The organism is Caldicellulosiruptoraceae bacterium PP1 (assembly GCA_041320695.1).
Taxonomy (GTDB): Bacteria; Bacillota; Thermoanaerobacteria; order Caldicellulosiruptorales; family Caldicellulosiruptoraceae; genus JBGGOQ01.
Map to the genome: position 1 here is coordinate 94,011 of JBGGOQ010000005.1, position 25,568 is coordinate 119,578.

The 25,568-nt window shown below is 29.1% G+C and carries 26 protein-coding genes and 1 riboswitch; of the genes, 20 read left to right on the forward strand and 6 right to left on the reverse strand.

From position 1 onward, the window contains the following. Window positions 1–2 precede the first annotated feature (2 nt). Window positions 3–329 (forward strand): rod-binding protein, encoded by a 327-nt coding sequence (locus tag ACAG39_08415; protein MEZ0537262.1) that lies wholly within the window; start codon window positions 3–5, stop codon window positions 327–329. Window positions 330–409: 80 nt separating this feature from the next. Here ACAG39_08415 and ACAG39_08420 read toward each other — a convergent pair whose 3' ends face one another. After that, window positions 410–1,678, reverse strand: a complete 1,269-nt coding sequence (locus ACAG39_08420; protein ID MEZ0537263.1) for a methyl-accepting chemotaxis protein — start codon at window positions 1,676–1,678, stop codon at window positions 410–412. A 171-nt stretch (window positions 1,679–1,849) separates the two neighbouring features. On the opposite strand from ACAG39_08420, the gene murA reads away from it, so the two are divergent. The 5 genes from murA (at window position 1,850) to ACAG39_08445 (ending at window position 6,032) form a co-directional block, all read left to right on the forward strand. Next, a complete protein-coding gene (murA, locus tag ACAG39_08425) occupies window positions 1,850–3,106 on the forward strand; it encodes a UDP-N-acetylglucosamine 1-carboxyvinyltransferase (protein ID MEZ0537264.1) in 1,257 nt (418 codons plus the stop codon). A 63-nt stretch (window positions 3,107–3,169) separates the two neighbouring features. Then, entirely contained in the window at window positions 3,170–3,610 is a 441-nt protein-coding gene (locus ACAG39_08430) for a Fur family transcriptional regulator (GenBank protein ID MEZ0537265.1), read from the forward strand. Next, window positions 3,600–4,457, forward strand: a complete 858-nt coding sequence (locus ACAG39_08435) for a metal ABC transporter substrate-binding protein (GenBank protein MEZ0537266.1) — start codon at window positions 3,600–3,602, stop codon at window positions 4,455–4,457. Before ACAG39_08430 ends, ACAG39_08435 begins: the two co-directional genes overlap by 11 nt. A 13-nt stretch (window positions 4,458–4,470) precedes the next feature. After that, entirely contained in the window at window positions 4,471–5,232 is a 762-nt protein-coding gene (locus ACAG39_08440) for a metal ABC transporter ATP-binding protein (protein MEZ0537267.1), read from the forward strand. Window positions 5,233–5,234: 2 nt separating this feature from the next. Beyond that, on the forward strand, window positions 5,235–6,032 hold the full coding sequence (locus ACAG39_08445) for a metal ABC transporter permease (GenBank protein ID MEZ0537268.1): 798 nt from the start codon (window positions 5,235–5,237) through the stop codon (window positions 6,030–6,032). 214 nt (window positions 6,033–6,246) lie between these two features. On the opposite strand, the gene ACAG39_08450 is transcribed toward ACAG39_08445, so the two are convergent. After that, entirely contained in the window at window positions 6,247–7,518 is a 1,272-nt protein-coding gene (locus tag ACAG39_08450; protein ID MEZ0537269.1) for an SLC13 family permease, read from the reverse strand. A 108-nt stretch (window positions 7,519–7,626) separates the two neighbouring features. Further along, window positions 7,627–7,771, forward strand: a riboswitch (cyclic di-AMP (ydaO/yuaA leader). 193 nt (window positions 7,772–7,964) lie between these two features. Between ACAG39_08450 and ACAG39_08455 the strand changes: the two genes are divergently transcribed. The 11 genes from ACAG39_08455 to ACAG39_08505 all read left to right on the forward strand — a co-directional run bounded on the left by ACAG39_08455 (window position 7,965) and on the right by ACAG39_08505 (window position 18,116). Next, window positions 7,965–9,176 carry a KamA family radical SAM protein gene (locus ACAG39_08455; protein MEZ0537270.1) on the forward strand — a complete coding sequence of 404 codons (1,212 nt, stop codon included), beginning with the start codon at window positions 7,965–7,967 and terminating at the stop codon, window positions 9,174–9,176. A 37-nt stretch (window positions 9,177–9,213) separates the two neighbouring features. Beyond that, window positions 9,214–10,590 (forward strand): 2-isopropylmalate synthase, encoded by a 1,377-nt coding sequence (locus ACAG39_08460; GenBank protein ID MEZ0537271.1) that lies wholly within the window; start codon window positions 9,214–9,216, stop codon window positions 10,588–10,590. Between the two features lie 196 nt (window positions 10,591–10,786). Continuing rightward, complete coding sequence (locus tag ACAG39_08465; GenBank protein MEZ0537272.1) at window positions 10,787–11,146, forward strand: DUF2294 domain-containing protein; 360 nt, start codon at window positions 10,787–10,789, stop codon at window positions 11,144–11,146. Window positions 11,147–11,265: 119 nt separating this feature from the next. Next, the gene (locus tag ACAG39_08470; protein ID MEZ0537273.1) at window positions 11,266–11,760 is read left to right on the forward strand and encodes a hypothetical protein; all 495 of its coding nucleotides are present in this window, start codon (window positions 11,266–11,268) and stop codon (window positions 11,758–11,760) included. Continuing rightward, the gene (locus tag ACAG39_08475) at window positions 11,760–13,640 is read left to right on the forward strand and encodes a DUF4914 family protein (GenBank protein ID MEZ0537274.1); all 1,881 of its coding nucleotides are present in this window, start codon (window positions 11,760–11,762) and stop codon (window positions 13,638–13,640) included. The genes ACAG39_08470 and ACAG39_08475 overlap by 1 nt, the downstream gene beginning before the upstream one ends. Window positions 13,641–13,659: 19 nt before the next feature. Then, complete coding sequence (locus ACAG39_08480) at window positions 13,660–14,841, forward strand: MFS transporter (protein ID MEZ0537275.1); 1,182 nt, start codon at window positions 13,660–13,662, stop codon at window positions 14,839–14,841. A gap of 43 nt (window positions 14,842–14,884) precedes the next feature. Further along, on the forward strand, window positions 14,885–15,052 hold the full coding sequence (locus ACAG39_08485; protein MEZ0537276.1) for a cation-transporting P-type ATPase: 168 nt from the start codon (window positions 14,885–14,887) through the stop codon (window positions 15,050–15,052). 58 nt (window positions 15,053–15,110) lie between these two features. Then, window positions 15,111–16,208 (forward strand): cation-translocating P-type ATPase, encoded by a 1,098-nt coding sequence (locus ACAG39_08490; protein MEZ0537277.1) that lies wholly within the window; start codon window positions 15,111–15,113, stop codon window positions 16,206–16,208. Window positions 16,209–16,230: 22 nt separating this feature from the next. After that, entirely contained in the window at window positions 16,231–16,728 is a 498-nt protein-coding gene (gene purE / locus ACAG39_08495; protein MEZ0537278.1) for a 5-(carboxyamino)imidazole ribonucleotide mutase, read from the forward strand. After that, window positions 16,725–17,435, forward strand: coding sequence for a phosphoribosylaminoimidazolesuccinocarboxamide synthase (gene purC, locus ACAG39_08500; protein MEZ0537279.1), 711 nt, complete (start codon window positions 16,725–16,727; stop codon window positions 17,433–17,435). The genes purE and purC overlap by 4 nt, the downstream gene beginning before the upstream one ends. Window positions 17,436–17,675: 240 nt before the next feature. Beyond that, window positions 17,676–18,116, forward strand: coding sequence for a VanZ family protein (locus ACAG39_08505; GenBank protein ID MEZ0537280.1), 441 nt, complete (start codon window positions 17,676–17,678; stop codon window positions 18,114–18,116). 36 nt (window positions 18,117–18,152) lie between these two features. Here the strand turns inward: ACAG39_08505 and ACAG39_08510 are convergent, their stop codons facing one another. The 4 genes from ACAG39_08510 to ACAG39_08525 all read right to left on the reverse strand — a co-directional run bounded on the left by ACAG39_08510 (window position 18,153) and on the right by ACAG39_08525 (window position 21,568). Then, window positions 18,153–18,638 carry a DNA-binding protein gene (locus ACAG39_08510; protein ID MEZ0537281.1) on the reverse strand — a complete coding sequence of 162 codons (486 nt, stop codon included), beginning with the start codon at window positions 18,636–18,638 and terminating at the stop codon, window positions 18,153–18,155. Further along, the gene (locus ACAG39_08515) at window positions 18,635–20,140 is read right to left on the reverse strand and encodes a TrkH family potassium uptake protein (GenBank protein ID MEZ0537282.1); all 1,506 of its coding nucleotides are present in this window, start codon (window positions 20,138–20,140) and stop codon (window positions 18,635–18,637) included. Before ACAG39_08515 ends, ACAG39_08510 begins: the two co-directional genes overlap by 4 nt. 145 nt (window positions 20,141–20,285) lie before the next feature. Then, the gene (locus tag ACAG39_08520; GenBank protein ID MEZ0537283.1) at window positions 20,286–20,951 is read right to left on the reverse strand and encodes a TrkA family potassium uptake protein; all 666 of its coding nucleotides are present in this window, start codon (window positions 20,949–20,951) and stop codon (window positions 20,286–20,288) included. Beyond that, the gene (locus tag ACAG39_08525) at window positions 20,948–21,568 is read right to left on the reverse strand and encodes a TrkA family potassium uptake protein (GenBank protein ID MEZ0537284.1); all 621 of its coding nucleotides are present in this window, start codon (window positions 21,566–21,568) and stop codon (window positions 20,948–20,950) included. The genes ACAG39_08520 and ACAG39_08525 overlap by 4 nt, the downstream gene beginning before the upstream one ends. 143 nt (window positions 21,569–21,711) lie before the next feature. On the opposite strand from ACAG39_08525, the gene ACAG39_08530 reads away from it, so the two are divergent. The 3 genes from ACAG39_08530 (at window position 21,712) to truD (ending at window position 25,563) form a co-directional block, all read left to right on the forward strand. After that, complete coding sequence (locus tag ACAG39_08530) at window positions 21,712–23,292, forward strand: SpoIID/LytB domain-containing protein (GenBank protein MEZ0537285.1); 1,581 nt, start codon at window positions 21,712–21,714, stop codon at window positions 23,290–23,292. Next, window positions 23,289–24,323: a tRNA preQ1(34) S-adenosylmethionine ribosyltransferase-isomerase QueA gene (gene queA / locus ACAG39_08535; GenBank protein ID MEZ0537286.1), complete on the forward strand. Its 1,035-nt coding sequence runs from the start codon at window positions 23,289–23,291 to the stop codon at window positions 24,321–24,323. The genes ACAG39_08530 and queA overlap by 4 nt, the downstream gene beginning before the upstream one ends. Window positions 24,324–24,396: 73 nt before the next feature. Beyond that, a complete protein-coding gene (gene truD, locus ACAG39_08540; protein MEZ0537287.1) occupies window positions 24,397–25,563 on the forward strand; it encodes a tRNA pseudouridine(13) synthase TruD in 1,167 nt (388 codons plus the stop codon). The last annotated feature ends 5 nt before the right edge of the window (window positions 25,564–25,568 follow it).

A 25,568-nucleotide genomic window follows, 5' to 3' on the forward strand; every position in this document is an offset into this window, starting at 1 on the left:
GAATGAATAACATTAATGCTGTTGGGAGCAATCTCTCGAACTTTGATACATCTATACTTGAAAAAGCATACAATGAAAAAGACAAAGAAAAATTAAAAGATCTTTGTAATCAATTTGAAAGTTTGTTGTTATCACAGGTTTTTAAAGAAATGAGGCAATCAATACCCAAATCTGATTTAATCAAAACTGGTATTGCTGATGATATTTTTAATGAAATGTTTATTGATGAGGTTTCTCAAAAATCTTCCGAACAAGGTGGAATTGGTCTAAGTAAAATGCTATATGATGCAATGGTAAGACGACTAGATAATCAATATAAGATTAAGTAAAATATATGTTTATTTTTTTGGATGTTATAACTTACCATAAAATTTAAAAAATAGAAGCAGGGTACTAGTACCCTGCTTTCTTATTTGATTTTGTATTTTTTAAGTTTCTTTTCGAGCTGGTTAACTAATTCTTGTAAAGATGAAGCAGAATACTTCATTTCGGAGATTGCATTCAATTGGCTTTCTGTTGTTGCTGCCACTTCTTGAGACGCTGCTGCAGTTTCTTGAGAAACAGAAGATATTGATTCAATAGATTTTATAACAGCATTTCTTGCTTCTTCCATTCGCTTTAGGGTTGAATCTACAACCTCAATTTTATTTACAATATTATTTATTTCTTCTGAGATGCTCATAAATGCCTTTTCGGTTTGGTTAACAGCACTTTTTTGTTCATCAGCAGCTGCTTTTATATCGTCAATAATCTTTATAGTATTATCAGTTTCCTCAACAATTACCTCAACAATTGTATTTATTTCATCAGCCGCTTTCTTACTTTGATCTGCAAGTTTTCTTACCTCATCAGCAACAACTGCAAAACCTTTTCCTGCTTCACCTGCTCTTGCAGCTTCAATTGCTGCATTTAATGCAAGAAGATTTGTTTGCTCAGCTATTGTATTTATTGTTTCAACAAATTTTGTAATTTCTTTTATCTTATCTGTAAATGACTGAACAACTTCTGTAACCTTTTGAGCAGTATTTGAACTAATTTCAGATTTTTCTCTAAGGATGCTTATTGTATCAACACCTTGATTATTTAAAACTTCAATCTTATTTGTTTCATTAATAACTGTATTATAACTTTCTGAAACAGCATTTATTTGTTCAGAAAGATTATTTACAAGTATAACGCCTTGCTGAGCTTCTTCTGCTTGTTGAGATGCTCCTTTTGCAATTTCATCAATAGTTTTTGAGATTTCCTCAACAGCCGATGATGCATCTTGGGCAGTTTTAGTAACTTTATTTGATGCACCAATTATAGCATTTGATAAATTAAAAAACTCTTCAATTAAACTCTTTATATCTGACAAAACAATATTTACACCTGAAGCAACTCTTTGAATATTTCCAAATTCTTTTGAAGATAATAGTTTGCTATAATCACCATTTTTTATCAATTCAACATCTTTTTCTAATTTTTCAATTAATTTATTTAACTGAATACCAGCAACAATTACTGAAATAACAATTGCAAAAAGAAATGATAAAGTAGCAACAACAATTGATATAAATTTGAAGTTTTTTGGCATTAAAAAGCCAAGTAGAGTGTCAATAACAATAATACAACCAATGACAACATATGTAAGATTAATACCACCAGTTTTTTGACTGTTCTGATTATTATTAGCCATACTTCAATCCTCCAGTTTAAATGAGTTTATTAATATTATTATAATATAAAATTCGACTATTTTGTCAAAAATCCTTTATAAAATGTCTTAATAAAAACAATATGTTTAAACACTAAGAAAAAAAACAATAATTAATAATGAAAATTTTATATTGAGTTAAGGAGAGTAGAGATGCCAAAATATTTGATTGAAGGTGGGAGAAAATTAAGTGGTTCAATAAGACTGCATGGAGCAAAAAATGCAATTCTTCCAATAATGGCTGCAGCAATATTATCAGATAAGCCAATACTTATTGAAGATGTTTTACCGCTTGAAGATATAAAGGTATTAAATAACATTATGGAAATAATAGGCGTAAATACAAAATTAGATGAGACCAGTAGTACAATTCAAATACAAAATTTAGGTATTAAAAACACAAATGTTAGTACTCAATTAGTAAATAAATTAAGAGCCTCTATTTTATTGCTTGGTAGTATACTTGCAAGAGAAAAAAAGGTTTCGATTGTACTTCCTGGTGGGTGCAATATTGGAGCAAGGCCAATTGATTTGCACATTAAAGGATTAAGTCTTTTAGGTGCAGAAATAAAGATTAATCAAGGGATTATAGAAGCAAAAGCCAAAAAGTTAAGAGGAAATAAAATTTATCTTGATTTTCCTTCAGTTGGGGCAACAGAAAATATAATGATAGCTGCAACGTATGCTGAGGGTGAAACCATAATAGAAAATGCAGCAACAGAGCCTGAGATTGTTTGTCTTGCTAATTTTCTGAATACATTAGGTGCAAAAATTTGGGGTGCAGGCACAGACACAATAAGAATAATTGGTGTTGACAGTTTAAACGGTGGAACATTTGCACCAATACCTGATAGAATTGAAGCAGGAACATATATGGCATTGGTTTCAGCAACTGGAGGAAATATTAGAATAGAAAATGTAATAATAGATCATATAAGATCAATTATTGCAAAATTGAGTGAATGTGGTGTCAAAGTAACTGAAGGTGAAAACTATGTTGTTGTGAATGCACAGGAAAAACTAAAGGCAACAGACATAAAAACATTACCTTATCCGGGATTTCCCACTGACATGCAAGCACAAATAATGGCAATGTTAACATGTGCTAAAGGAACAAGTATGATAATAGAAACAATATTTGAGAACAGATATCAACACGCTTGTGAACTTGTGAAAATGGGTGCTAATATAAAAATTGATGGTAGAGTAGCTATTGTAGAAGGAGTAAAAAAGTTATCAGGCACAAATGTAAAGGCACAAGATTTACGAGGTGGAGCAGCACTTGTAATAGCAGGCCTTATTGCTGATGGAATAACTGAGGTGGATGAAATTAATCATATTGATAGAGGCTATTATAATATGGACAAGATAATAAATAGTATTGGAGGTAAGATAGAAAGAATTGACTAGTCGATTAATTTTTTTTATAATTAATATGCAAATGCAAATAATTTGCAAATGGGGTTAATTATAATGAATAATATACAAAAAAATGATATTGATAAAATTCTAAAACAATATGATTTAAAGGTTACAACAAAAAGGATTTATGTTTTATTTGAATTTTTGAATAACAATAAAAGTATTAGTGCTGAAGAAGTTTATATTAATTTAAACTCTAAAGGTATAAAGATTAATTTGGCAACTGTTTATAGAATAATTGAAATATTTGTTCAAAAAGGACTATTGGTTAAAAGTTGTATTGTTGATAGAAAATGCTTATACCATATCAAAGATAAAGAACATTATCATTTTTTTGTTTGTATTAAATGTAATAAAAAAAGTGAAATAAATCAATGTTTTATTGAGGAGATTGAAATGAGCCTTAAACAAAAAAATTACACTGTTTTATCTCATAATATGGAAATATATGGCATATGTGATTTGTGTGGAGGTAGCAATAATGAAGATTAGAAAATTTTTTATCATTTCTTTCTTATTAATTTTTAGTTTAATATTTACGTCTTGTAAACAACAGACAACACAAAAAAGTATATGGACAACAATATACCCTATTTATTCTATAACAAAGATTATTGCTCAAGATAAAATAGAAGTATACAAGGTTATAAAAGATGGTGCTGAGGTTCATTCATTTGAGCCAACAACAAAAGACATTGCAAAAATGTCAGATTCTCTTGGTGTTTTTTATATAGGACTAATTGATGATTGGGCAAAAAAATCTTTAGATGGAACCCAAACAAAGGTCTATAAAGTATCAAAAGGTATTGATATTCAAAACTATGATCCACATATATGGAATTCACCAAAAAATGCGATTATTTTAGCAAAAAACATTAAAGATGCCTTATCACAAATTGATAAAGATAATGCCTTATTCTATCAAAAGAATTTTTACAAATTTCAAAAAGAAATGTTATCTATTGATAAAGAGTTAAAAAAAATATCTTTAAAAGCAAAAAATAAAGTTTTTTTAATATCTCATCCTTCTTTTGGATATTTGGCAAATGAGTATAATTTAGTTCAATATTCAATTACAGGATTAAACGAAGAAGAAGAACCTTCTCCTGCTAAAATTAGAGAGATTATTAAATTAATAAAACAAAAGAATATTAGGTATCTTTTATATGATCCAAACGAAAATATTAATATCATAAAGCCTATTATTAATGAAACAAAGATAAAGACAGTAGAAGTTTATGGAATGGGTGTTAGCTCTTCTGATATGTCAAAAAATCAAACATATATTGGTTTAATGAAAAAAAATCTTTTGGCAATTAAGAAAGCATTGCTTGAGTAAGGGAGTATATTATATGATAATGATTAAAAATGTTTCCTATGATATTGGTGAAAAGAGGATACTTAATGAAATTTCTGTGGATATAAAGGATGGGAGATTCACAGCTATTGTTGGCCCCAATGGTTCTGGTAAAAGTACTCTGTTAAATATAATAGCTGGCATTTATAAACCTACAAAAGGCCAAGTAATAATTTTTGACAAGAGAGAATTATCAAAAAAGGATAGAGTGAAAATCTCATATGTTCAGCAAAAAGCTACCAGTTTTAACATGTCATTTCCTATAAGCGTGTTAGAAGCAACATTACTTGGTTTGGTACCTAAGAAAAAATTATTCCAAAGATATAGTAAAAATGATATTGAAAAAGCAAAAGAAATACTTGAAATGTTAGAACTATACCAATATAAAGATAAATCCTTAGGTAAATTATCAGGAGGTCAACAACAAAGAGTGTTTATTGCAAGAGCATTAATTTCAGAACCTCAACTACTTTTATTAGATGAACCAACTGTAGGAATAGATTCAAAATCAGAGGAGATTCTATATAGTATTCTTGCAAAGATTAAAGAAAAAGGGACAACAATAGTTATGGTAACACATGATATCTTCGCAGTTACGAAAAATGCTGATGAAGTAATTTGTATGGGGGAAGGGCAGATATATACAGCGTGCAGTATAAATGATTTTTCTCCTTCAAAGTATGAAAAACTCTATAAATATGATGTTAAAAAGCTATCACATAAACATTCACATTACCATGTAAAAAAGGATGATTAAATATGTTAAGTTATGCATTTATGCAAAGGGCATTATTAGCTGGATTTTTTATTTCAATTATAGCTCCATTTATTGGTTCGTTTACAACACTAAAAAGGTTCTCTCAGATTGGTGATTCATTATCACATACTGCAATAGTAGGTGTCGCAGCTTCATTATTGCTAAGCATAAATCCAATTATAGGGTCAATAATAGCAACAATAATATTTTCTTTACTTCTTTATTATATAAAAGGCAAATTCATAAGATATGCTGAGATTTCATTATCATTAGTTTCTGTAATTGCACTTGCTTTAGCTTCAGTATTATTTGGTATTATGAAAAGTTCAGCAAATGTAATGAGTTTTCTTTTTGGAAGTATTGTCTTAGTGAATTGGATTGATGTGGCAGTTATTGTAACCATATCAATAATATCTTTTGTTATTTTATTTGGACTCAAGAATAAGCTTTTGTACACAACTTTTGATGAGATAGGAGCTAAGGTTTCTGGAATAAATACAGAATTTTTTGAAATTGTTCTAAACATTTTAACAGCACTAATTATTGCAGTATCAGTTAGAATTATTGGAGGGCTTTTAATCTCAGCTTTACTTGTATTTCCAGTTGCAATATCAATGCAGATTGCATCAAATTTCAAAAGGCTTTTGATTTTTTCTACAATTACATCAATAGTAAGCGTTTTATCAGGGATTATTCTCTCTTATTATTTTGATATACCACCAGGTGGAAGTATTATACTAGTTTTTATTGCAATTTCAATAATTATCGAAATATATAAAAAGCTTATTAGAAAGGAATAATAATATGAAAAAATTTGATTCAAAAGGATTTATAACAGGTTTTATAATTGTTTTTATTATCAGTATTTTATTTTATTTTTTAAGTTTTTATATAAAGTCCTCAATTTTAATTTATGTGTTTGCATTTATAATTTTATTTATTTCAATTTTTGCAGCATTAAAACCATAAAAAAACCTCTTCTAAATAGATAGAGGTTTTTGTAAACAAATACTATTAATAATATCTTAATACAATATATATTGTTGATATAATTATTGATATTAGCATTACTGGAAATCCAATCTTTAAATATTTACCAAATGAAATATTAATACCTTCTTCTTTAAGCATGCCAATTGTAACTACATTAGCAGAAGCACCAATTGAAGTTCCATTGCCGCCAAGGCAAGCACCTAAGGCAAGAGCCCACCAAAATGGATAAATGTCCATTCCAGATATCTCACCAGTTATCTTGATAAGAGGAATCATAGTTGCAGTAAAGGGTATATTGTCCAAAAAAGCAGAGGCAATTGCTGCTAACCATAATATAGATATTGCAGTAACAATTTCATTTCCATTAGTAATACTTAGCAATTTTTCTGCTAACATCTTAATAACTCCAGTCTCTTCTAATGCACCTACCATTACAAATAAACCTATAAAAAAGAAAATTGTTTCCCATTCAACCTCTTTAAATATTTTAACTGGTTCAAAACCACTTAAAATCATTAGTAATGCTGCAGCAAATAATGCTATTGTGGCACTTTCTAAATGTATTTGGCTGTGAAAAATAAAACCTAATATTGCTATAAAAAGAACAAATAATGATTTTATTAACAATTTATTATCTTTTATTAGATTATCTTCTGATAAGCCTTCTAACAACTGACTATTAGATTTTGATTTCTTAAGGTCATTTTTATAAATTAATGAGAAAATAAAAATGGTGACAATCAATATAAATATTGATATTAGGCTAAGGTTATTTGCAAATTCAATAAAATCAAGTTTTACTTGACTTCCAATTAATATATTTGGTGGGTCACCAATCATTGTTGCAGTTCCACCAATATTTGATGCAAAAATAACTGTAATTGCTAATGGAATTGGGTTAATATTTAGTTTACGTGCAATATAAATCATAACAGGGGTAATTAATAAAACTGTTGTTACATTATCTAAAAAAGCTGAAAAAAAGGCAGTTATAATTGATAAGAGAACCATAATAACAATAGGGTTACCTTTTGAAATTTTTGCTGATTTAACTGCTAAATATTCAAAAAGACCTGATTCTTTTAATATTCCTACTACTATCATCATACCTATTAAGAAAAAAATGGTATTAAAATCTATATACTCTTCAATAGCTTTCTCTTGACTTACAATTCCTAATGCAATCATTAATACAGCTCCAAATATTGCAATAGCAGCTTTATTTACTTTTTCAGTGGCAATAAAAATATAGATAATAACAAAAATGACACTTGCTAAAACATAACTTTGCACATCAGCACCTCCAAATAAATTAGTAAACAAATAAAATAAGAAAAATTCTTGAATGTATGTTGAATATTTATTATTTATTTGATATACTTATATCATAAAATTGAATAAACTGTCAACAAGCTGAATTCCTGCAAAACGGACAGGATACGGGGGAACCAAATTTAGGGGTGAATCGGTTTTTATACCGTAGGGCTAAATTCCTTTCGGCCCGAATCCGTCAGCTAACCTCGGAAGCTTTGGAAGGAAAGGAGGGTGTAGTATACCTATTTTTGCCTTTAAAGCGACCGGGTTCGGTCGCTTTTTTTTTAACGCATAGGAAATTATATACAGTATAGTTTTAAAAATTTAATACAATTTCGGTATATGCATTTCAAAAAAGTCAACCTTAATTTTAATCTTTTATGAAAATGGAAGACTTTTTTATTATCTTAGGAGGTGAATTATGAATGATTAAGAATGAAGTTGAAAGTAGATTTTATAGACTCAAAGCAGAGATAGATGACTATCTAAGTATAGTAAATAAAATTAAAACAGGTCTAGATGAAAAAGATAAAATTGAATATCAAAAAAGAAAGATACTAAAATTACTTGGTGCAACACAGAATGATTGGTCAAATTACAAATGGCAAATAGCTAATAGATTTTCAAACCCTCATAGCTTTAAGGACATAATTGGTTTAAATACGCAGGAAGTGATTGATATAGAAAATGTATCAAAAAGATATAGATTTGCAGTATCACCATATTATTTATCATTAATTGAACCTAATAATGAGAACTGCCCAATTAGAATGCAATCTATTCCAAGTATTAAAGAACTTAATGATGAGGGCGAGCTAGATCCAATGAATGAGGCTGAAACATCTCCAACCGAGATTATTACTCAAAGGTATCCTGATAGGTTAATTGTAAAAGTTACAAATGTTTGTGGAATGTTTTGTAGATTTTGTCAACGTAGAAGACTAATTGGTGAGATAGATAAACATGCGTCAAAAGAAAGTATTATTGAAGCTATTGAATACATTAGACAAAACAAAAACATAAGAGATGTATTAATTACTGGTGGTGATTCGTTTTTATTATCAGACTCAGAGATAGAATGGATTTTAAAAGAGCTTAGAAGTATAAAACATGTTGAAATAATTAGATTTGGGACAAGAACACCTGTAACTTTGCCACAAAGAATAACAAATGAGCTTGTTAGTATTCTCAATAAATATCATCCGATATATGTAAATACTCACTTCAATCATCCAAAAGAAATAACACAGGATTCACAAAGAGCAATTGAAATGCTTGCTGATGCTGGAATTCCACTAGGTAATCAGATGGTTTTGTTAAAAGGAATAAACAATGATAATTTCATTGTTAGAAAACTCAATCAGGAGCTTTTGAAAATTAGAGTTAAGCCATATTATATATTTCATCCAAAAAGGGTTAAAGGAACATCACATTTTTGGCTTTCTATTCAAGAAGGACTAGAAATTATGGAAAGTTTAAGAGGCAGGACATCTGGTATGGCTGTTCCTACCTATATATTAAATGCACCAAAAGGTATGGGAAAAACACCACTTCTACCAAATTATCTACTATATATAGGCAAAGGTAGAGCAGTTTTAAGAAATTGGCAGGGAAAGATGTTTGAAATTGAGAACTGAAAAATTGAGATTATTAATTAAGAAAGGATGTTAAGATATGAATGTCAAATTTAATAAAAAAACTAAGATGCTTGAGATTGAATATCAGTTTAGAGAAGTAACTGAACCTAATTTGTTTAGAAATATATATCCTTATAATGAGGTTCCAAGACTTGTTTTTAATCATAGAAATGTTCCAATGAATATACCAGATAGACTATATATTACTGATACAACATTTAGAGATGGTCAACAAGCAAGATCACCATATACTGTAGAACAGATCTGTAGAATTTATGATTATCTACATGAACTTGATAATGGTAGTGGTATCATTTTGCATACAGAGTTTTTTGTTTATTCAAAACAGGATAGAGAAGCTGTCATTAAATGTCTAGAAAAAGGCTATGATTTTCCAAAGGTTACTGCATGGATTAGAGCAAAAAAGGAGGATTTTGAGTTAGCAAAAGATATTGGAATAAAAGAAACAGGAATATTAGTTTCATGTTCAGATTATCACATTTTCAAGAAACTTAAAATGACCAGAAGTGAAGCAATAAAGACTTATCTTTCTGTTGTATCTCAAGCAATGGAGGCTGGAATAACCCCTAGATGTCACTTTGAGGATATAACTAGAGCAGATTTTTATGGGTTTGTGCTACCCTTTATTAATGAACTTATGAATCTTTCAAAACAATCAGGAGTTCCAGTAAAGATTAGAGCTTGTGATACCTTAGGATTGGGTTCTCCTATACCTGGAGTATCTATGCCAAGAAGTGTTCCTCAAATAATATATGGCCTAGTAAATTATGGTGAGGTTCCATCCGAACATTTAGAATGGCATGGACATAATGATTTTCATAAAGCTGTTATAAATTCAACAATGGCGTGGTTATATGGAGCTTCTATGGTTAACACATCTATATTTGGCATTGGTGAAAGAACAGGTAACACACCACTTGAAGCAATGGTTATGGAATATATTCAATTAAGAGGAAGTTCTGACGGTATGAATGTTAAGGTAATAACAGAAATTGCTGAATACTTTCAGAAAGAATTAGGATATCAAATACCACCTATGACTCCATTTGTAGGTGAAAACTTTAATGCTACAAGAGCTGGTATACATGCAGATGGAATTCTTAAAGACGAGGAGATATATAATATTTTTGATACAACAACTCTACTTGGGAAACCACCCAAAGTTATTGTAGATGCTTACTCTGGACTTGCAGGTATAGCAGCATGGCTTACACAGTATTATAAGACAAAAGGAATAGATGCTATTGTTGATAAAAAAGACCCTATTGTATTAAAGCTAAAAGAGTGGGTTGATGAACAGTATAAAAATGGGAGAACCACTGCCATAAGTGATGAAGAACTTGACAGTCAATTAAATAGTATTGTTGAAAAAAAAGATAATTATTATTTATAAATACAATATGCATGAGAATAAAAGTACAAATGCAATTCTAAACAATAATTATTGCAAAAAAATATATTTTTAATAGGAATATGATAGTATACAAGCTATATATATTTTTGCTTAAAAAATATTTTTGCAGGATATTGACAATGATTATGCAATTTGATATTATTATAATTGCTAATATATAAATGAGGTTTTGGAAATGACCAAAGGGCAGATAGAAGCTAAGATTAGTGAAGTAGTTAGCAAATTTGAGATTGAATATATGGGAAGAGGTCCTAAACAGATTAAGACTATGATATGTGAGGATACAATAATCATTAGGCTGGTTAGGTTCCTAAGCCCTGCTGAAAAATCATTATCAACACTCAATGATGGAGCAGAGTTATTAAAGAGATTTAGGTATTCACTATTCGAATTGGCAAAAGATAGGTTAAAAGAGATGTTAGAAGAAATTATAGGTGCAAGAATAACAAACATTTATTCTGATTTAAACACTACAAGTGGTGAAAAAGTGATTATTGTAACACTTGATAGGAATTATGACAAAGAAATTAAATAAATGGCAGATTGACCAAAAGGCACATTGCCAGTTGGTAAATAAGCCGCTATCTATAAGAGTGCAAATGCATTCTTTATATGATAGCGGCTTTTTTATTATCCATTAAAGGAATGGTGAAAATGTATATTGATTGTATTTCGTTTAACTACAAGAAAACAATCACTAAGAACTTTGAGAATGTAAAAAGCCTTGTTTTAAGTAAAGAATTTTTTAGTCATACCATATCTTTCTGTGAAAGTATTTGCCAATATGATAATGAACTTGCATTTTTTCTAACCAAATATTTTACAATAGATGGATATATTGAAAGTTGCTTAGTACCGTTGCTGTTACTTGATTTATTCAATAAAAATACTTCGATTATTAAAAAATACTATTCGGATGATATTTTTACAGAAGGATTAATCAAATATCTAAGAAAGTTCTATTATTATTGTTTGAATCAAATATCAACCATGAACAATAGCAATCAAAAAATTTGTGATATAAATGACCAGTTAGTTGATATTAAATTTAAGCAATCCTTTATAAATCAGTTGCACCAATTAATTATTACTATATTAAAAAATATTAGACAATATCAAACAATTCATGAAGCAAGGGGGAATTATTAATGGTTATTGAAAATATTAAAAAACTAAAATTAGACGATGAAATTATGGAGATACTTATTAACAGTAAGAGTATAATTTTCCCAGAAAAAAGAACACAATTTTTAGAAATGGCGTTAGGTGGGGAAAATAACAACTATTTTGAAGTTAAATTTAAAATAGATGATCAATGCGAAGAAATTGAAGCAATAGTAACAAAATGTAATAATGGTATTGTTGTTAATTATCCAGATATATATATGAGAAGAAGGGATCCGGATAGTATGGTAATTGGTGATAATGAAGAGACAGATAAACCAAGGTTTAAAGATTTGTATGGAGATGATTTTGATAATCTTAGAATAAAAACATTTGAATGGTTAAAAACACAAGAACTTATTGTTATGCCCTTTATGGCAGGAGGATATGAACTTGGGTATGAAGCATTATTAATTGCTCCTAAAAATACTGCATTTTTTGCATTAGCTTTAGCTGATATACAAGGCTTTATACCATATTCAGAATTATCTGACAATTTTAATCCAAAAGCAATTGCATATGTTGCACCACCATTTAGGCATACTTTTTTTTCAGGAAAACAAGTTGTAATACACAATAGAAAAAAAGATTTACATGAAATATTTTCTTATAATTTATATCCAGGCCCAAGTGCTAAAAAAGGCATTTATGGAGTTTTATTGAATATTGGTGAGTCAGAGAAATGGGTTAGTGTTCATGCATCAACTGTTAAAATAGTTACCCCTTATGATAATGAAATTGTTATTGTTCATGAAGGAGCAAGCGGCGGTGGTAAAAGTGAAATGATACAACAAATGCATAAAGAAAAGGATAACAAAGTTTTGCTTGCTCAAAATATAGTGACAAACGAAAAATTCTATTTAGAGATAAAAGAATCATGTGATATCTATCCTGTAACCGATGATATAGCTTTAGTTCATCCAAAGTTACAGAATGGTAATAAAAAAATGGTTGTAAAAGATGCAGAACAAGGTTGGTTTGTAAGACTTGATAATATTACACATTATGGAACTGACCCTCAACTAGAAAAAATTTGCATACAACCCCCAGAGCCATTGGTTTTTTTTAATGTTGTAGGTGTTCCTGGTTCGACTTGTTTAATTTGGGAACATACAATGGATGAACCAGGTAAACCATGCCCAAACCCAAGGGTAATTTTGCCAAGAAAATTTATTCCTAATATTGTCGACACCCCTGTTGACGTTGACATTAGAAGCTTTGGCGTAAGAACACCACCTTGCACCAAAGAAAAGCCAACTTATGGAATTGTTGGTCTTATGCATATATTAACACCTGCATTAGCATGGCTCTGGAGGTTAGTAAGTCCAAGAGGATATGCAAATCCAAGTATTACAGATAGTGAAGCTTTATCAAGTGAAGGAGTTGGATCATATTGGCCTTTTGCAACAGGTAAAAAGGTTAAACAAGCTAACTTATTACTAGAGCAAATATTATCATTTAGCAATACTAGATATATATTAATTCCAAATCAATATATAGGTGCATATAAGGTAGGGTTTATGCCAGAATGGATTATAAGAGAATATTTAGCAAAAAGAGGTTCAACTAGATTTAAACAAGAACAAATTACACCTTCTAAATGTTCGTTATTAGGATATTCATTGGAATCTATTAAGTTTGAAGGAACATATATTCCTAAACAACTGTTACAAGTAGATCTACAGCCTGAAGTTGGGGAAGATGGATTTAATAAAGGAATGGAAATACTTAATAAATTTTTCAAAAAAGAATTGAAGAATTTTATAACCGATGAATTAGATCCATTAGGTAAAAAGATAATTGAATGTTGCATGGATAATGGAACTATTGAGGATTACAATTCATTGATACCAACAAAATTATAATTTTTGTTGGAGGTATGATATGATTAAATCAAATGACAAAAAGCTTATTTTATTAATAAGCATTATTACAATGCTTTGCTTAGGAACGATATATTCATGGAGTATTTTTAGAAAGCCACTAGAAGACTTATTGGGGATAAGCCCGCTACAAAGCGGGCTCCCCTATATGTTTTTTCTTTTATTTTATTCTTTATTTATGCCTATTACAGGTAATATCATATCTTATAAAAATTATCACAAAATATTTTTTATAGGACTTCATTTTCTTTTTCTCGGTTGGTTTCTTGCCGGGTTTTCAAAAAATATATATTTAATTACTATATTTTATGGATTTTTAGGTGGGATTGGGGTAGGAATTATATATGGTATACCTTTATTCTGGATAAACACATTGTTTAATAAAAATAAAGGAAGATATATAGGAATTGTTTTAGCTGGGTTTGGTTTATCTCCATTTACTACTGCACCAATAGCTAATATATTGATAAGCAAGTATGGTGTATTAAATGCTTTTAAAATATTTGGTTTAGCTTTTTATATAATTCTTTTTTCAATTTATATATGCATTAATAGTAATTGTATCAAAAGGTATTTTATTCAAATAAAAGAAGAAGACAAAAAGCATGATATATCAATTAAATTAAGCAAACAATTTATATTCATTTGGCTATTTTTCTTCTTAGGAACATTTATCGGGCTAACATCCATTTCTATAGCAGCTCCTGTCGGAAATGAAATACACAAAATACCTTTAAATATATTATCCTTATATTTAAGTATCTTTGCATTATTTAATGCCTTTGGAAGAATATTGTATGGCTTTTTGCTTGATAAACTATATTACAAAAAAGTAATGCTAATCTCATTAATTTCAATTACTTTTGCAGCTTTATTTGAATTTTTTAATGTGGAATCAAAATTAGTGTATATTTTAACCTTTTCAATATTATGGTTAAATTTAGGTGGTTGGCTTTCTATTGCTCCTACATTAACAGAGAAAATACTTGGAAATAAAAATTTTAGCAAAAATTATGGATATATTTTTACTGCATATGGAACAAGTGCTATTACAGGAACGTTATTATCAGGATATTTAAGAACTGTATTTAATTCATACAAATACTTTTTTATTATCATTCTTATTATAATCTTAGTAGGAATAGTTGGTTTAATATTATATAAAGATAATGGTTATAAATAATATATTGAATTATTTATTTCTTAGAAAGGAGAGTTATCTGATATTGAAAGATTATAAGAAGCCGTTTAATTCTTTGAGTATATCTGATACACTCAAAATTTTAGAAACCAATCTTGATGGATTATCGTCACAAACAGCTGCTGAAAGATTAGGTCTATATGGCAAAAATATGTTAAGTTTTAGCTTTAGCATACAAGGAAATAAAAATTGATGAAGTTAATGAAAATAAAGATTTAGAGAAAGATTTAATTTTTATTGGTTTAGTCGCGATGATTGATCCACCTAGAGAAGAAGCAAAGCAAGCTATTAAGACCTGTTTTAATGCAGGAATAGTACCTGTTATGATTACAGGTGATCATATAGATACTGCTGTTGCTATAGCAGATAAACTAGAAATTTTTGACAGCAAAATAGATAAAAGCAAACAAATATTAACTGGAAATGAGTTAAATTATCTGTCAGACAATGAACTTGAATCAATAATAGAGAATATTAGAGTGTATGCAAGAGTATCACCTGAACACAAAATGAGAATAGTAAATGCATGGAAAAAGAAAAATAAAATAGTAGCAATGACTGGTGATGGTGTAAACGATGCTCCTGCAATTAAATTTGCTGATATAGGTATAGGAATGGGTATTACAGGTACTGATGTAACAAAAAATGTATCAGATATAGTATTGGCTGATGACAATTTTGCAACTATTGTTTCTGCGATTAAAGAAGGTAGAAAAATATATGACAATATCAAAAAAACAATTCAATTTCTTTTGTCTTCAAATATTGGCGAAGTTGTTACTTTATTTTTTGGGACCATATTAAATTGGAATGTATTATATCCTATTCATATATTATGGGTAAACTTAGTAACCGATTCACTACCTGCTTTGTCACTAGGGATGGAGAAAGAAGATAAAGATATTATGACAAGAACACCAAAAAAAGTAAAAGAAAGTATATTTGATGGTAATATGGGATTTAGTATTTTATATCAGGGGACAATAAAGGGAATCATTACTTTAATTGTATATTTTATTGGACATAAATTATATGGGCAATCAATAGCTGTTACTATGACATTTTTAACACTAAGTTTGATTCAGCTTACACATTCATATAATGCAAGATCAAATACAGAATCTTTATTTTCAATTGGAATATTTAGCAACAAGTATTTAAATATCTCAGTAATTATAACTATTTTATTACAATTGATAGTAATATTAATTCCATCATTAAGAGAAATATTCAAAATAACATATATTAATTTTGAGCAATGGTTAATTGTAATATTCGCTTCATTATCAATTATACCGATTGTTGAACTTGTAAAATTTTTTACAAGAAACAATAAAACAAAAATCTAATTATATTGAAAGAAGAATTGCTATGTCAAAAGTTGCTGTTTTAATTGGTTCACAATCAGATTTTCCATTAATAATAAAAACTTTAAAAGTGCTAAAAGATTTTGAGATTGATTATGAACTAAGAATTCTTTCGGCACATAGGGTACCTGATGAAACTATTCAATTTGCACAAAGTGCAAAATCCAATGGATTTGATGTTATTATTGCTGCTGCAGGCAAAGCAGCTCATTTACCAGGGGTTGTTGCATCAAATACAACATTACCAGTAATAGGAATACCTATAAAGTCGTCAACTTTAGATGGCTTAGATGCTCTTTTTTCAATAGTTCAAATGCCTAAAGGTATACCTGTTGCAACAGTTGCTATCGATGGTGCTGAAAATGCAGCACTATTAGCTGTTAGAATATTAAGTTTAAATAACCCAAATATATATTACAAATTAGAAAAGTTTATTAAAAATATGAAAGATGAGGTTTTGGAGCAAGACAAAAAGATATATGAGGAGGCTAAAAATATATGAAATATGAAATTACTGAGTTTTTATATGAAGGTAAAGCAAAAAGGATTTATAAAAGTAATGTTGATAATGTCTTTATTGTTGAATTTAAGGATGATGCGACAGCATTTGATGGAACTAAAAGAGGGACAATAGCAGAAAAAGGTATCATAAACAACAAGGTATCAAATCATTTATTTAAATTATTAGAAAAAAATGGAGTAAAGACACATTATATTGAAGAAATTGATGAAAGAAAAACAGCAGTAAAAGGTGTATCAATTATTCAAGTAGAAGTTATTGTTAGAAATATAGCTGCTGGTTCTATTTGTCAACGGCTTGGGCTTGTTGAAGGCACAATGCTGAAAAGGCCTATTTTGGAATTTTGTTTTAAAAATGATGAACTACATGATCCACAGATTAATCAATATCATATTTTAGCATTGGATCTAGCAACTGAAAATGAGATCGAAATAATGTCTGAGTCATCCTTTAAAATTAATAATATATTAAGAGATTACTTAAGAGATGTAAATATTGATTTGATAGATTTTAAATTAGAATTTGGAAGAATTAATAATGAAATAATATTAGCAGATGAAATATCGCCTGATACTTGTAGATTTTGGGATATTAGTACTCGTGAAAAATTAGACAAAGATAGATTTAGAAGAGATTTAGGAAATATTGAAGGAGTTTATAAAGAGGTTCTAAAAAGATTAGGATTATAGAGAAATTTAAAAGGTGATTCTAAATAGAACAAAAAAGAGTCACCTTTTTTATTTATAATTTTTTTATTAGTAATAATATAATGCACCATAACAATATACTTATTAATACACCATTAAATAGGCCAATATAAAATCTTCTTCCCATAATATTGTTTAACCTCTTTTTTTATGATATTATTTCCATTGTTAATATATTTTATACATTTTAATTTTATTATTGATTATGAGAGGTAAGAATAATTGAGAGAAAATATAAAAACTATATTTCAATGGATGCTTGTTTTTATTTGGATGGGGGTTATTTTTTGGTTTTCTTCTCAAGAAGGGAGTATTTCACATCAAAAAAGTCTTAATATTTCAGTTTTAGTTGAAAAAACAATTGAATATATACTAGATAAAGATTTAATAAATAACTCAAATAGAGATACATTCGAATTTATTATAAGGAAAATAGCTCATATGACAGAATATTTTATATTAACATTACTCTTATATAACGCACTTAAAAACAATAAGAGAGTATTTTTGTATTCTTTTATTATAGCTTTTTTGTATGCAGTTACTGACGAAACTCATCAGATATTTGTTCAAGGCAGAGGACCAAGTCCAGTTGATGTTGGAATAGATAGTATAGGGAGTTTGATATATATTGGTATTAAGAAAATTAAAAAGGCTGTCTAATGCAAGGATAAATAAATTTCAAGACAGCCTTTTTATTTACCAATTCTTTTTTATAGCATAGCCAATTAAAGTTACACCCGAAATAAAAAATATAGTTGCGAAAATTGCTTTAATTGGTGTAATAACTTCTTTTTTAATATAGCCTCTTTTTATTATCTCAATTTTATTTGCATGAATATCCAAATCTGCTCCATGTTCTTTGCAAGCTCTATGAAAAACTCCTTTAACCATCACAATATCGCCTATTTGATTATGTTTGCCTAATAAACGTATTTTTTCAACTTCTGAAGCGGGTAGATAAATTCCAATAGCATTATATCCATCATTTATATTTACCCAAGCATACTTTCCTCTTTTCATTATTTCGCCAATTGCTTCACCGATAAATGTTACAGTTTTTCCATCATAGTATTTTGCATTATTAATTAATGTGTTGCTATCAATTGATTTTTGAGTAGCATAAGCAAATTGAGAAATTGAAATAATTATTATAGCTACCAGTAGTATCTTTTTTATTATCATATCTTTTCCCTCGTTTCTTTTAAAAGAAATGCAACTAAAGCAATAACAGACATAAACTCTAAACGTGCAACCCACATCATTATAATATATATAACTTTTAAACCATCAGGCATTGAAGGCAGTGTTATACCTGCTGACAATCCAACATTACCTGTAACTGAGGCTGATTCAAACATAGCCTGTTTTATTGGATAGCCATACATTGTTCCTGCAAGTGTCCCTATGGTGAATGTGAGAATATATGCAAAAACTATTATGGAGGCATTTCTGACAACTTTATCATTAAGTACTACCTCTTTTAGATGATGAAATTTTTCAACTACAACAGCTGAGTCAGGTCTTATAAGTCTTTTCACATCATCAATTAATGAATTGAATATAATTCCAATTCTTAAGGCTTTAAAACCGCCAGCAGTTGAACACATTGAACCACCAGCTATCATTGCCATTACAATTGCGATAATACTTGCATCAGACCATTCAAAATAAAACTGGTTAGCATAAAGTGTAGAAAAACCTGTCCCAGTATGTGCAGATACAATATGATAAAAAACTTTTCTAAACATATGGATAGGCTGATTATATACTTTAGTTAGGCTAAACAATGACAACAAAAAAAATGAATTAATTGTGACAAATAAGCTTTTTATTTCTATATTTTTAATACTTTCTTTATACCTACCACTTAATATAGTGTAATGAAGAGCAAAGTTTATTGTTCCAAGAAGCATTATAACCATACTAACAATTTCATAAGATAAACTATGAAAATATAAGGCATTTTGTGATTGAGGAGTAAATCCTCCTGTAGACCATGCACCCATAAACATCCACATACCTCTGAAAAATGCCATTTCAAGTGGTAGGCCAATTAATACACCATTAATTGTTAAAGCAATTGTTCCCAAAGCTAAATACATAAGACTTACATACCAAATTATTCTTGCTGTATGAACAACGTTAGGAAATATCTGTTCATCTCTTGCTTCACCAACATACATTTTAAATAAACCCTTCATCCCACTGGCTAAGAATGTAAGACCCAAAACAACCATACCTTGTCCACCTAAAAAAGTGATTAAGTGTCTCCACATATTAAGCCCCATTGGAACATGATCAAGATCTAGAATGAGTACTAAACCAGTTGTTGTAAACCCACTCATAACATCAAAACATGCATCTAGATAGGATACAAAATGCCCTGATAAATAATATGGTATTGCAGAAATTAATACACTTAATCCCCAAGTTAAAGCAACCATTGCCATACCTGAACCCCAAGTAAATCTATCTTCTTTTGTTTCTCTACCAAAAGCAATAAACAAAAAGCCGATTATAAAAAATGTTCCTACACCTATCATAAGGTTAAAAAGCATATCCCATTCTTTATAAAATAATGAAACAAATAAAGAGATTGATTCTACAAAACCAATGGCAGTCAAAATTTTACCACTCATATAAAATATGTGCTTTATCTCATTATTGTTTTTAATAATAGACATAGTGTTCCTCCTAAAGGATTTATCTAACAAATATATAAGAAATTAATATTCCAACAAATATAAAAAATAAACAAATCAAAACTTCAACTAACACACCTAACGATAGTACTTTAATCTTTAATCCTTTTTTCATTTTTATCACCTATCAACTTTTTGATATAAGTTTAATAAATTGAGATCTATCAACTTCAGAAATAATAACAAGCAATTTATCTCCTGGTAATATTTCGGTATCACCTGATGGTACAAAGCTTTCATCATCTCTGGTAATTGCTCCAATTATACTTTGTTTTGGGAAAGGGATATCATTTAACCTTTTATTAGCAGCATAAGATCCTGGTTGGACAACCTTTTCAAAGACAATAATATGCCCATTTTTTAAGGTTACTAATGTATTTAAAGGTTCTATCTCAACTTCATTTTCAATAAGTTTAGCAATAATATCAGTAGAAGATATTACATTATCTACACCTAATTTTTTCATAACATTTATATTTTTAGGGTTATTAGCACGAGCAATTGTTCTTTTGACATTATATACTTTTTTTGCCAACTGACAACTAATAAGATTATCTTCATCTCTTCCTGTTACAGCAATAAAAAAGTTACATTTATCTAACTTTGCATCAGATAATGTTTCAAGTGATGTTCCATCTCCATTAATTACAACCACTCTTGGGAATTCTTCTGCAACTTTTCTACACAGCTCTGGTTGTTCTTCTATAACTGTTATATTGTATTTCTTATTATCTGCAAGAAGTCTTGTTAAAAAATATCCTAGTTTACCTCCACCTACTATTACAATATTCATTTTTTCACCTTCTTTTCAGCAATAACCATTGTGTCATCAGCTTGAAGTTTTATATTCTTATTTTTAAATAAAAAGTTATCATTTCTAATAATTCCAAAAAGGTATGAATTTTCAGGTAAGGTTATTTTATCAAGTCCTTTTCCAATATCGCTTTTTTTAGGAGTAACATATTTAAAAATAACACTATCTTTGCCAAATTGTTGTTTGTATCTAACTTCACGTGAAAAAAGCATAGCCTTAATGTACTCAACAGCTAAAGTTGTTGGGCATATTGTTTCAAGCCCCAAAGAGTGAAATATATCTTCACGCAATGGATCATATATCCTAGCTATAACATGAGGGACCTTGTATATTTCCTCAGCTATCTGTGCCGTCATTATATTTGTACTGTCATCTGGTGTAACAGCAGCTAAGGCATCAGCTCTTTCTATTCCAGCTTGTTTTAAGACATCTTCATCAATAACTATCCCTTGTATTTTTGCACCATTATAATCAGCACCAAGTCTACTAAAATTACTTGCATCATTATCAATTACAACTACATCATGACCATCATTAGATAAACTATTTGCCAAAGTAGAACCTACTTTACCACAACCAACTACAATAATATACACCTTAAAGACCTCCGAAAATATTAACATTTATTAAAATATCATACACTAAATTATAATCCTTTTGGATTGGACTAACAAGATATTGTTTGATAAAATGAAATTATATTATTTTCGTAAAATTATACTTAAGAGGGGAATGACACATGAAAAAAACATTGCTATTATTACTTATTGCATCAATCTCAATAGGTTTCTTTCCCATTTATGCGCAAAATACAGTACCTTTATGGATAAGAATAGGACTTTATTATAACGACCAATATGATAAAGTAAAACCATCAGATTCAACTACTATTTCTGCAGATAATAATTTAAATTTTTACATAAGCGATGATAAAAACTATTCATTAATTACAGCTACAAACTTTAAAAGTTTAGTTGTTTCTAAAGATGTATATAATAATTCTCAAAATGGAGCATATTATCATTTAGTAGTTGGAAATTATATAAGTTATTTAGATGCATTAAAAGCTATAAATAATTATTATAATTTAGGCTATGAGGTTTATCCGGCATATATATTGGGGACATATAAAATTATTATTGGTAACTTTGATAGTATAGCAAAAGCACAACAAGCTAAAGCAAAAATATATGGCTCAGAAGTTTTTCAAAGTAATACTTTAGTAAGAGTGATGGATAATAATAAAACGATTTTTGCATTTGATGGTGGTACTGAAAAATTCCTTATGATTGTACCAACTGCAATTAATGGTATTGAAAAGATAAAAGTTAATTCAAAACTTTACAGAGGGCGTATTGAATTTAAAAGATTAAAGTCAAGTGATATGACTGTTATTAATGTAACTAAACTTGAGGAGTATCTTTATGGTATAATCAGAATGGAGATTGACCCTTTGTGGAACCCAGAGGTTGTGAAAGCCTTTGCTATTGTTGCAAGAACATATGCATTACAGAACTTAAATAAGCACTCATCAATGGGATTTGACCTTTGTCCTACTGATGATTGTCAGGTTTATGGTGGTGCTGTTGATGGAACATACGGTGAAAAACAAGCAATTAGTGCTGTTGACGCAACAAAAGGTGAAGTGATAACATATAATGGGAAATTAATTAGTGCAGTATATTTTTCATCAACTGGAGGAATTCCTACTGAGGACTCAGAAAATGTATGGAAGTATCCTGTTGAATATCTTCGCTCTGTTGATAATTCAAAAGAAACTCCAAATTCGAAATCTCAGTGGACATTCCAGTTTTCAAAAAATGAGTTAAAAGAAAAGCTAAAGGTAAGAAAAATTGATGTAGGTGATATATTAGATATTCAAATTTTAGAAAAAACAAAGGTTGGAAGAGTCTTAAGACTTAAAATTATTGGTACAAATGGAGAATATGAGGTCCAAAAAGAAACGACACGTACAATTTTCGGACTTTATAGCCAAGCATATTCAATTGCTACTGATAGTGATATAAATACTGTAAATGAAGACAATTCTGTAAAAAGAGAAAGGGTATCAGGAAAGTATATTTTAAATGAAGATGGAGTTATGGAACAGGTTTATAATACAAATATAAATGCAGTTGATGAAAATGGACAGACTTTTGAGATATCAACAATACCGAACACCTATACTTTTAATGGCTTTGGTTGGGGACATGGTGTTGGAATGAGCCAATGGGGAGCAAAAGGATTGGCAGACAAGGGATACACATATAAACAGATTATAAAACATTATTATACAGGAGTTGAAATTGAAAAGAGATGAAAAAATGGCAGCTAAGTGATTTTCACTACGAACTACCACAAGAGCTAATAGCACAAAAACCAATAGAACCAAGGGATTCTTCCAGACTATTAGTATTACGAAAAACTGGAGAGATTGAACATCGGATTTTCCGAGATCTTATTGAATACCTTAACGAAGGTGATTGCTTAGTTTTAAATAATTCAAGGGTTATCCCTGCAAGGCTATATGGTGAAAGAGAAGACACAAAAAGTTTTATTGAAATTGTTTTAATTAAAAGGCTTTCAATAGATACTTGGGAAGTGATGACACGACCAGGTAAAAAAGCAAGGCTAGGGAAGAGGTTCACTTTTGGTGATGGGTTACTTAAAGCAGAAGTTATAGGTGTAAATCAAGAACAGGGAACAAGAATAGTTAAGTTTTATTTTGATGGTATTTTTGAGCAGGTTCTAGACAAATTAGGTCAAATTCCTTTACCTCCATATATTATTGAAAAACTTGAAAATCCAGAAAGGTATCAAACAGTTTATAGCAAGGTTCCAGGTTCTGCTGCAGCACCTACTGCTGGACTTCATTTTACTAATGAATTACTTGAAAGAATAAAAGAAAAAGGTGTAAATGTGGTTTTTGTAACATTACATGTTGGACTTGGTACCTTTAAACCTGTAAAGATTGAGGATATTACAAAACATAAGATGCATGAGGAATATTACGAAATAGATGAATTTGCAGCAGCTACACTAAATAAAGCAAAAGCTGATGGTAAAAGAATAATTGCAGTTGGAACGACATCTTGTAGGGTTTTAGAAAGTGCTGCTGATGAAAATGGTTTATTAAAACCAAAATCAGCTTGGACAGATATTTTTATCTATCCTGGATATAAATTTAAGGTTATAGATGGACTAATTACTAATTTCCATCTTCCAGATACAACACTTATGATGCTTGTATGTGCTTTTGCAGGTTATGAGAATACTATGAAGGCCTATAATATTGCAGTGCAAGAAAGGTATAGATTTTTCAGTTTTGGTGATGCTATGCTAATTATCTAATACTTTTGAACCTCCGAGTAAAGTCAATTAATTTCGGAGGTTTATTAATTTAATTGAATTTGGAGTGATATTTATGAAATTAAAGGTTTTACCTGAAGATTTTATTGTTAAAGAAATAATAAATTTGAATCTAAAAAAGAATGGAAAATACAAGATATATAAATTAACAAAGAAACACTGGAATACAATGGATGCAATAAAATGGATTGCAAAAGAAAGTAATATTCCAATTGATAAGATAGGAAATGGAGGGCGAAAAGATAGACATGCATTAACTGAGCAATATATTTCATGCCCTAAAGAATATGACTTAAAGTTTAGTAGCTCTGATAATGTAAAACTTGAATTTTTAGGGTTTTATGATGATTTTGTTTCTCCAGCAATTGTAGCTGGAAATCATTTTGAAATTACAATAAGAAAGATAAAAGATGAAAAAGAAAAAATACTTAAAAGGATTGAACATATTAAAAATTTTGGTTATCCAAATTATTTTGATGACCAGAGATTTGGAAGTGTTGAAAATGATGAGGAGTTTATTGGTGAAAAGATTGTAAAAAAACATTATAATGGTGCTTTAAAGCTATACTTTACTGTTATTCACCCAGAGGACAAAAAAGAGGAAAAGGAAAGAAAAAGAAAGATTTTTGAAGTCTGGGGGAACTTTGAAGAGGTCTATAAACTATGCAAAACAAAAACTGAAAAAGAGATTATTAAAACTTTGATGAAAGGAAAATCTCGACATTTTTTAATTGAAGCTATAAATAAAATTCCTAAAGATGAGCTTTCTATGTTTTTTTCAGCATATCAAAGCTATCTTTGGAATAAAACCCTTTCATATATATTAGAGTCTATGGGAATTGATTTATCAATTGTAAAAGGGAAGATTATGGATTATTATATCTATAAAGAAATAAAACAAAAACAATTTAAGATTTTAAAAGATATTAAAATACCAACTGTTTCACATAAAATACCGTTTGTAAATGAAGCGGTTAATAGTGCTGTTGAGGACATATTAGTATCTCGAGAGGTAAAAGTGGGGGATTTTAATATTAAAAATATCAGAAAGTCCTTCTATAAATCCTTTTTAAGAGATGCAATAGTTACTCCAAAAAATCTTTTGTACGGAGATTTTGAAGAGGATGATTTTTATAATGGATTTTATAAATTTAAGCTTTCTTTTGACTTACCACCAGGATCCTTTGCAACAATGTTTTTTAAAGCAATAACAATTTTGTAATGTGA

What these genes read in the sequence shown, in the direction of transcription:
- ACAG39_08515 (MEZ0537282.1), bottom strand. Translation starts at nt 20,140, where the DNA reads ATGTCTATTATTAAAAACAATAATGAGATAAAGCACATATTTTATATG.
- purE (MEZ0537278.1), top strand. Translation starts at nt 16,231, where the DNA reads ATGTCAAAAGTTGCTGTTTTAATTGGTTCACAATCAGATTTTCCATTA.
- ACAG39_08510 (MEZ0537281.1), bottom strand. Translation starts at nt 18,638, where the DNA reads ATGATAATAAAAAAGATACTACTGGTAGCTATAATAATTATTTCAATT.
- ACAG39_08415 (MEZ0537262.1), top strand. Translation starts at nt 3, where the DNA reads ATGAATAACATTAATGCTGTTGGGAGCAATCTCTCGAACTTTGATACA.
- ACAG39_08430 (MEZ0537265.1), top strand. Translation starts at nt 3,170, where the DNA reads ATGAATAATATACAAAAAAATGATATTGATAAAATTCTAAAACAATAT.
- ACAG39_08480 (MEZ0537275.1), top strand. Translation starts at nt 13,660, where the DNA reads ATGATTAAATCAAATGACAAAAAGCTTATTTTATTAATAAGCATTATT.
- ACAG39_08440 (MEZ0537267.1), top strand. Translation starts at nt 4,471, where the DNA reads ATGATAATGATTAAAAATGTTTCCTATGATATTGGTGAAAAGAGGATA.
- ACAG39_08445 (MEZ0537268.1), top strand. Translation starts at nt 5,235, where the DNA reads ATGTTAAGTTATGCATTTATGCAAAGGGCATTATTAGCTGGATTTTTT.
- ACAG39_08460 (MEZ0537271.1), top strand. Translation starts at nt 9,214, where the DNA reads ATGAATGTCAAATTTAATAAAAAAACTAAGATGCTTGAGATTGAATAT.
- ACAG39_08530 (MEZ0537285.1), top strand. Translation starts at nt 21,712, where the DNA reads ATGAAAAAAACATTGCTATTATTACTTATTGCATCAATCTCAATAGGT.
- ACAG39_08520 (MEZ0537283.1), bottom strand. Translation starts at nt 20,951, where the DNA reads ATGAATATTGTAATAGTAGGTGGAGGTAAACTAGGATATTTTTTAACA.
- ACAG39_08420 (MEZ0537263.1), bottom strand. Translation starts at nt 1,678, where the DNA reads ATGGCTAATAATAATCAGAACAGTCAAAAAACTGGTGGTATTAATCTT.
- murA (MEZ0537264.1), top strand. Translation starts at nt 1,850, where the DNA reads ATGCCAAAATATTTGATTGAAGGTGGGAGAAAATTAAGTGGTTCAATA.
- ACAG39_08470 (MEZ0537273.1), top strand. Translation starts at nt 11,266, where the DNA reads ATGTATATTGATTGTATTTCGTTTAACTACAAGAAAACAATCACTAAG.
- ACAG39_08435 (MEZ0537266.1), top strand. Translation starts at nt 3,600, where the DNA reads ATGAAGATTAGAAAATTTTTTATCATTTCTTTCTTATTAATTTTTAGT.
- ACAG39_08475 (MEZ0537274.1), top strand. Translation starts at nt 11,760, where the DNA reads ATGGTTATTGAAAATATTAAAAAACTAAAATTAGACGATGAAATTATG.
- truD (MEZ0537287.1), top strand. Translation starts at nt 24,397, where the DNA reads ATGAAATTAAAGGTTTTACCTGAAGATTTTATTGTTAAAGAAATAATA.
- ACAG39_08465 (MEZ0537272.1), top strand. Translation starts at nt 10,787, where the DNA reads ATGACCAAAGGGCAGATAGAAGCTAAGATTAGTGAAGTAGTTAGCAAA.
- purC (MEZ0537279.1), top strand. Translation starts at nt 16,725, where the DNA reads ATGAAATATGAAATTACTGAGTTTTTATATGAAGGTAAAGCAAAAAGG.
- queA (MEZ0537286.1), top strand. Translation starts at nt 23,289, where the DNA reads ATGAAAAAATGGCAGCTAAGTGATTTTCACTACGAACTACCACAAGAG.
- ACAG39_08455 (MEZ0537270.1), top strand. Translation starts at nt 7,965, where the DNA reads ATGATTAAGAATGAAGTTGAAAGTAGATTTTATAGACTCAAAGCAGAG.
- ACAG39_08490 (MEZ0537277.1), top strand. Translation starts at nt 15,111, where the DNA reads ATGATTGATCCACCTAGAGAAGAAGCAAAGCAAGCTATTAAGACCTGT.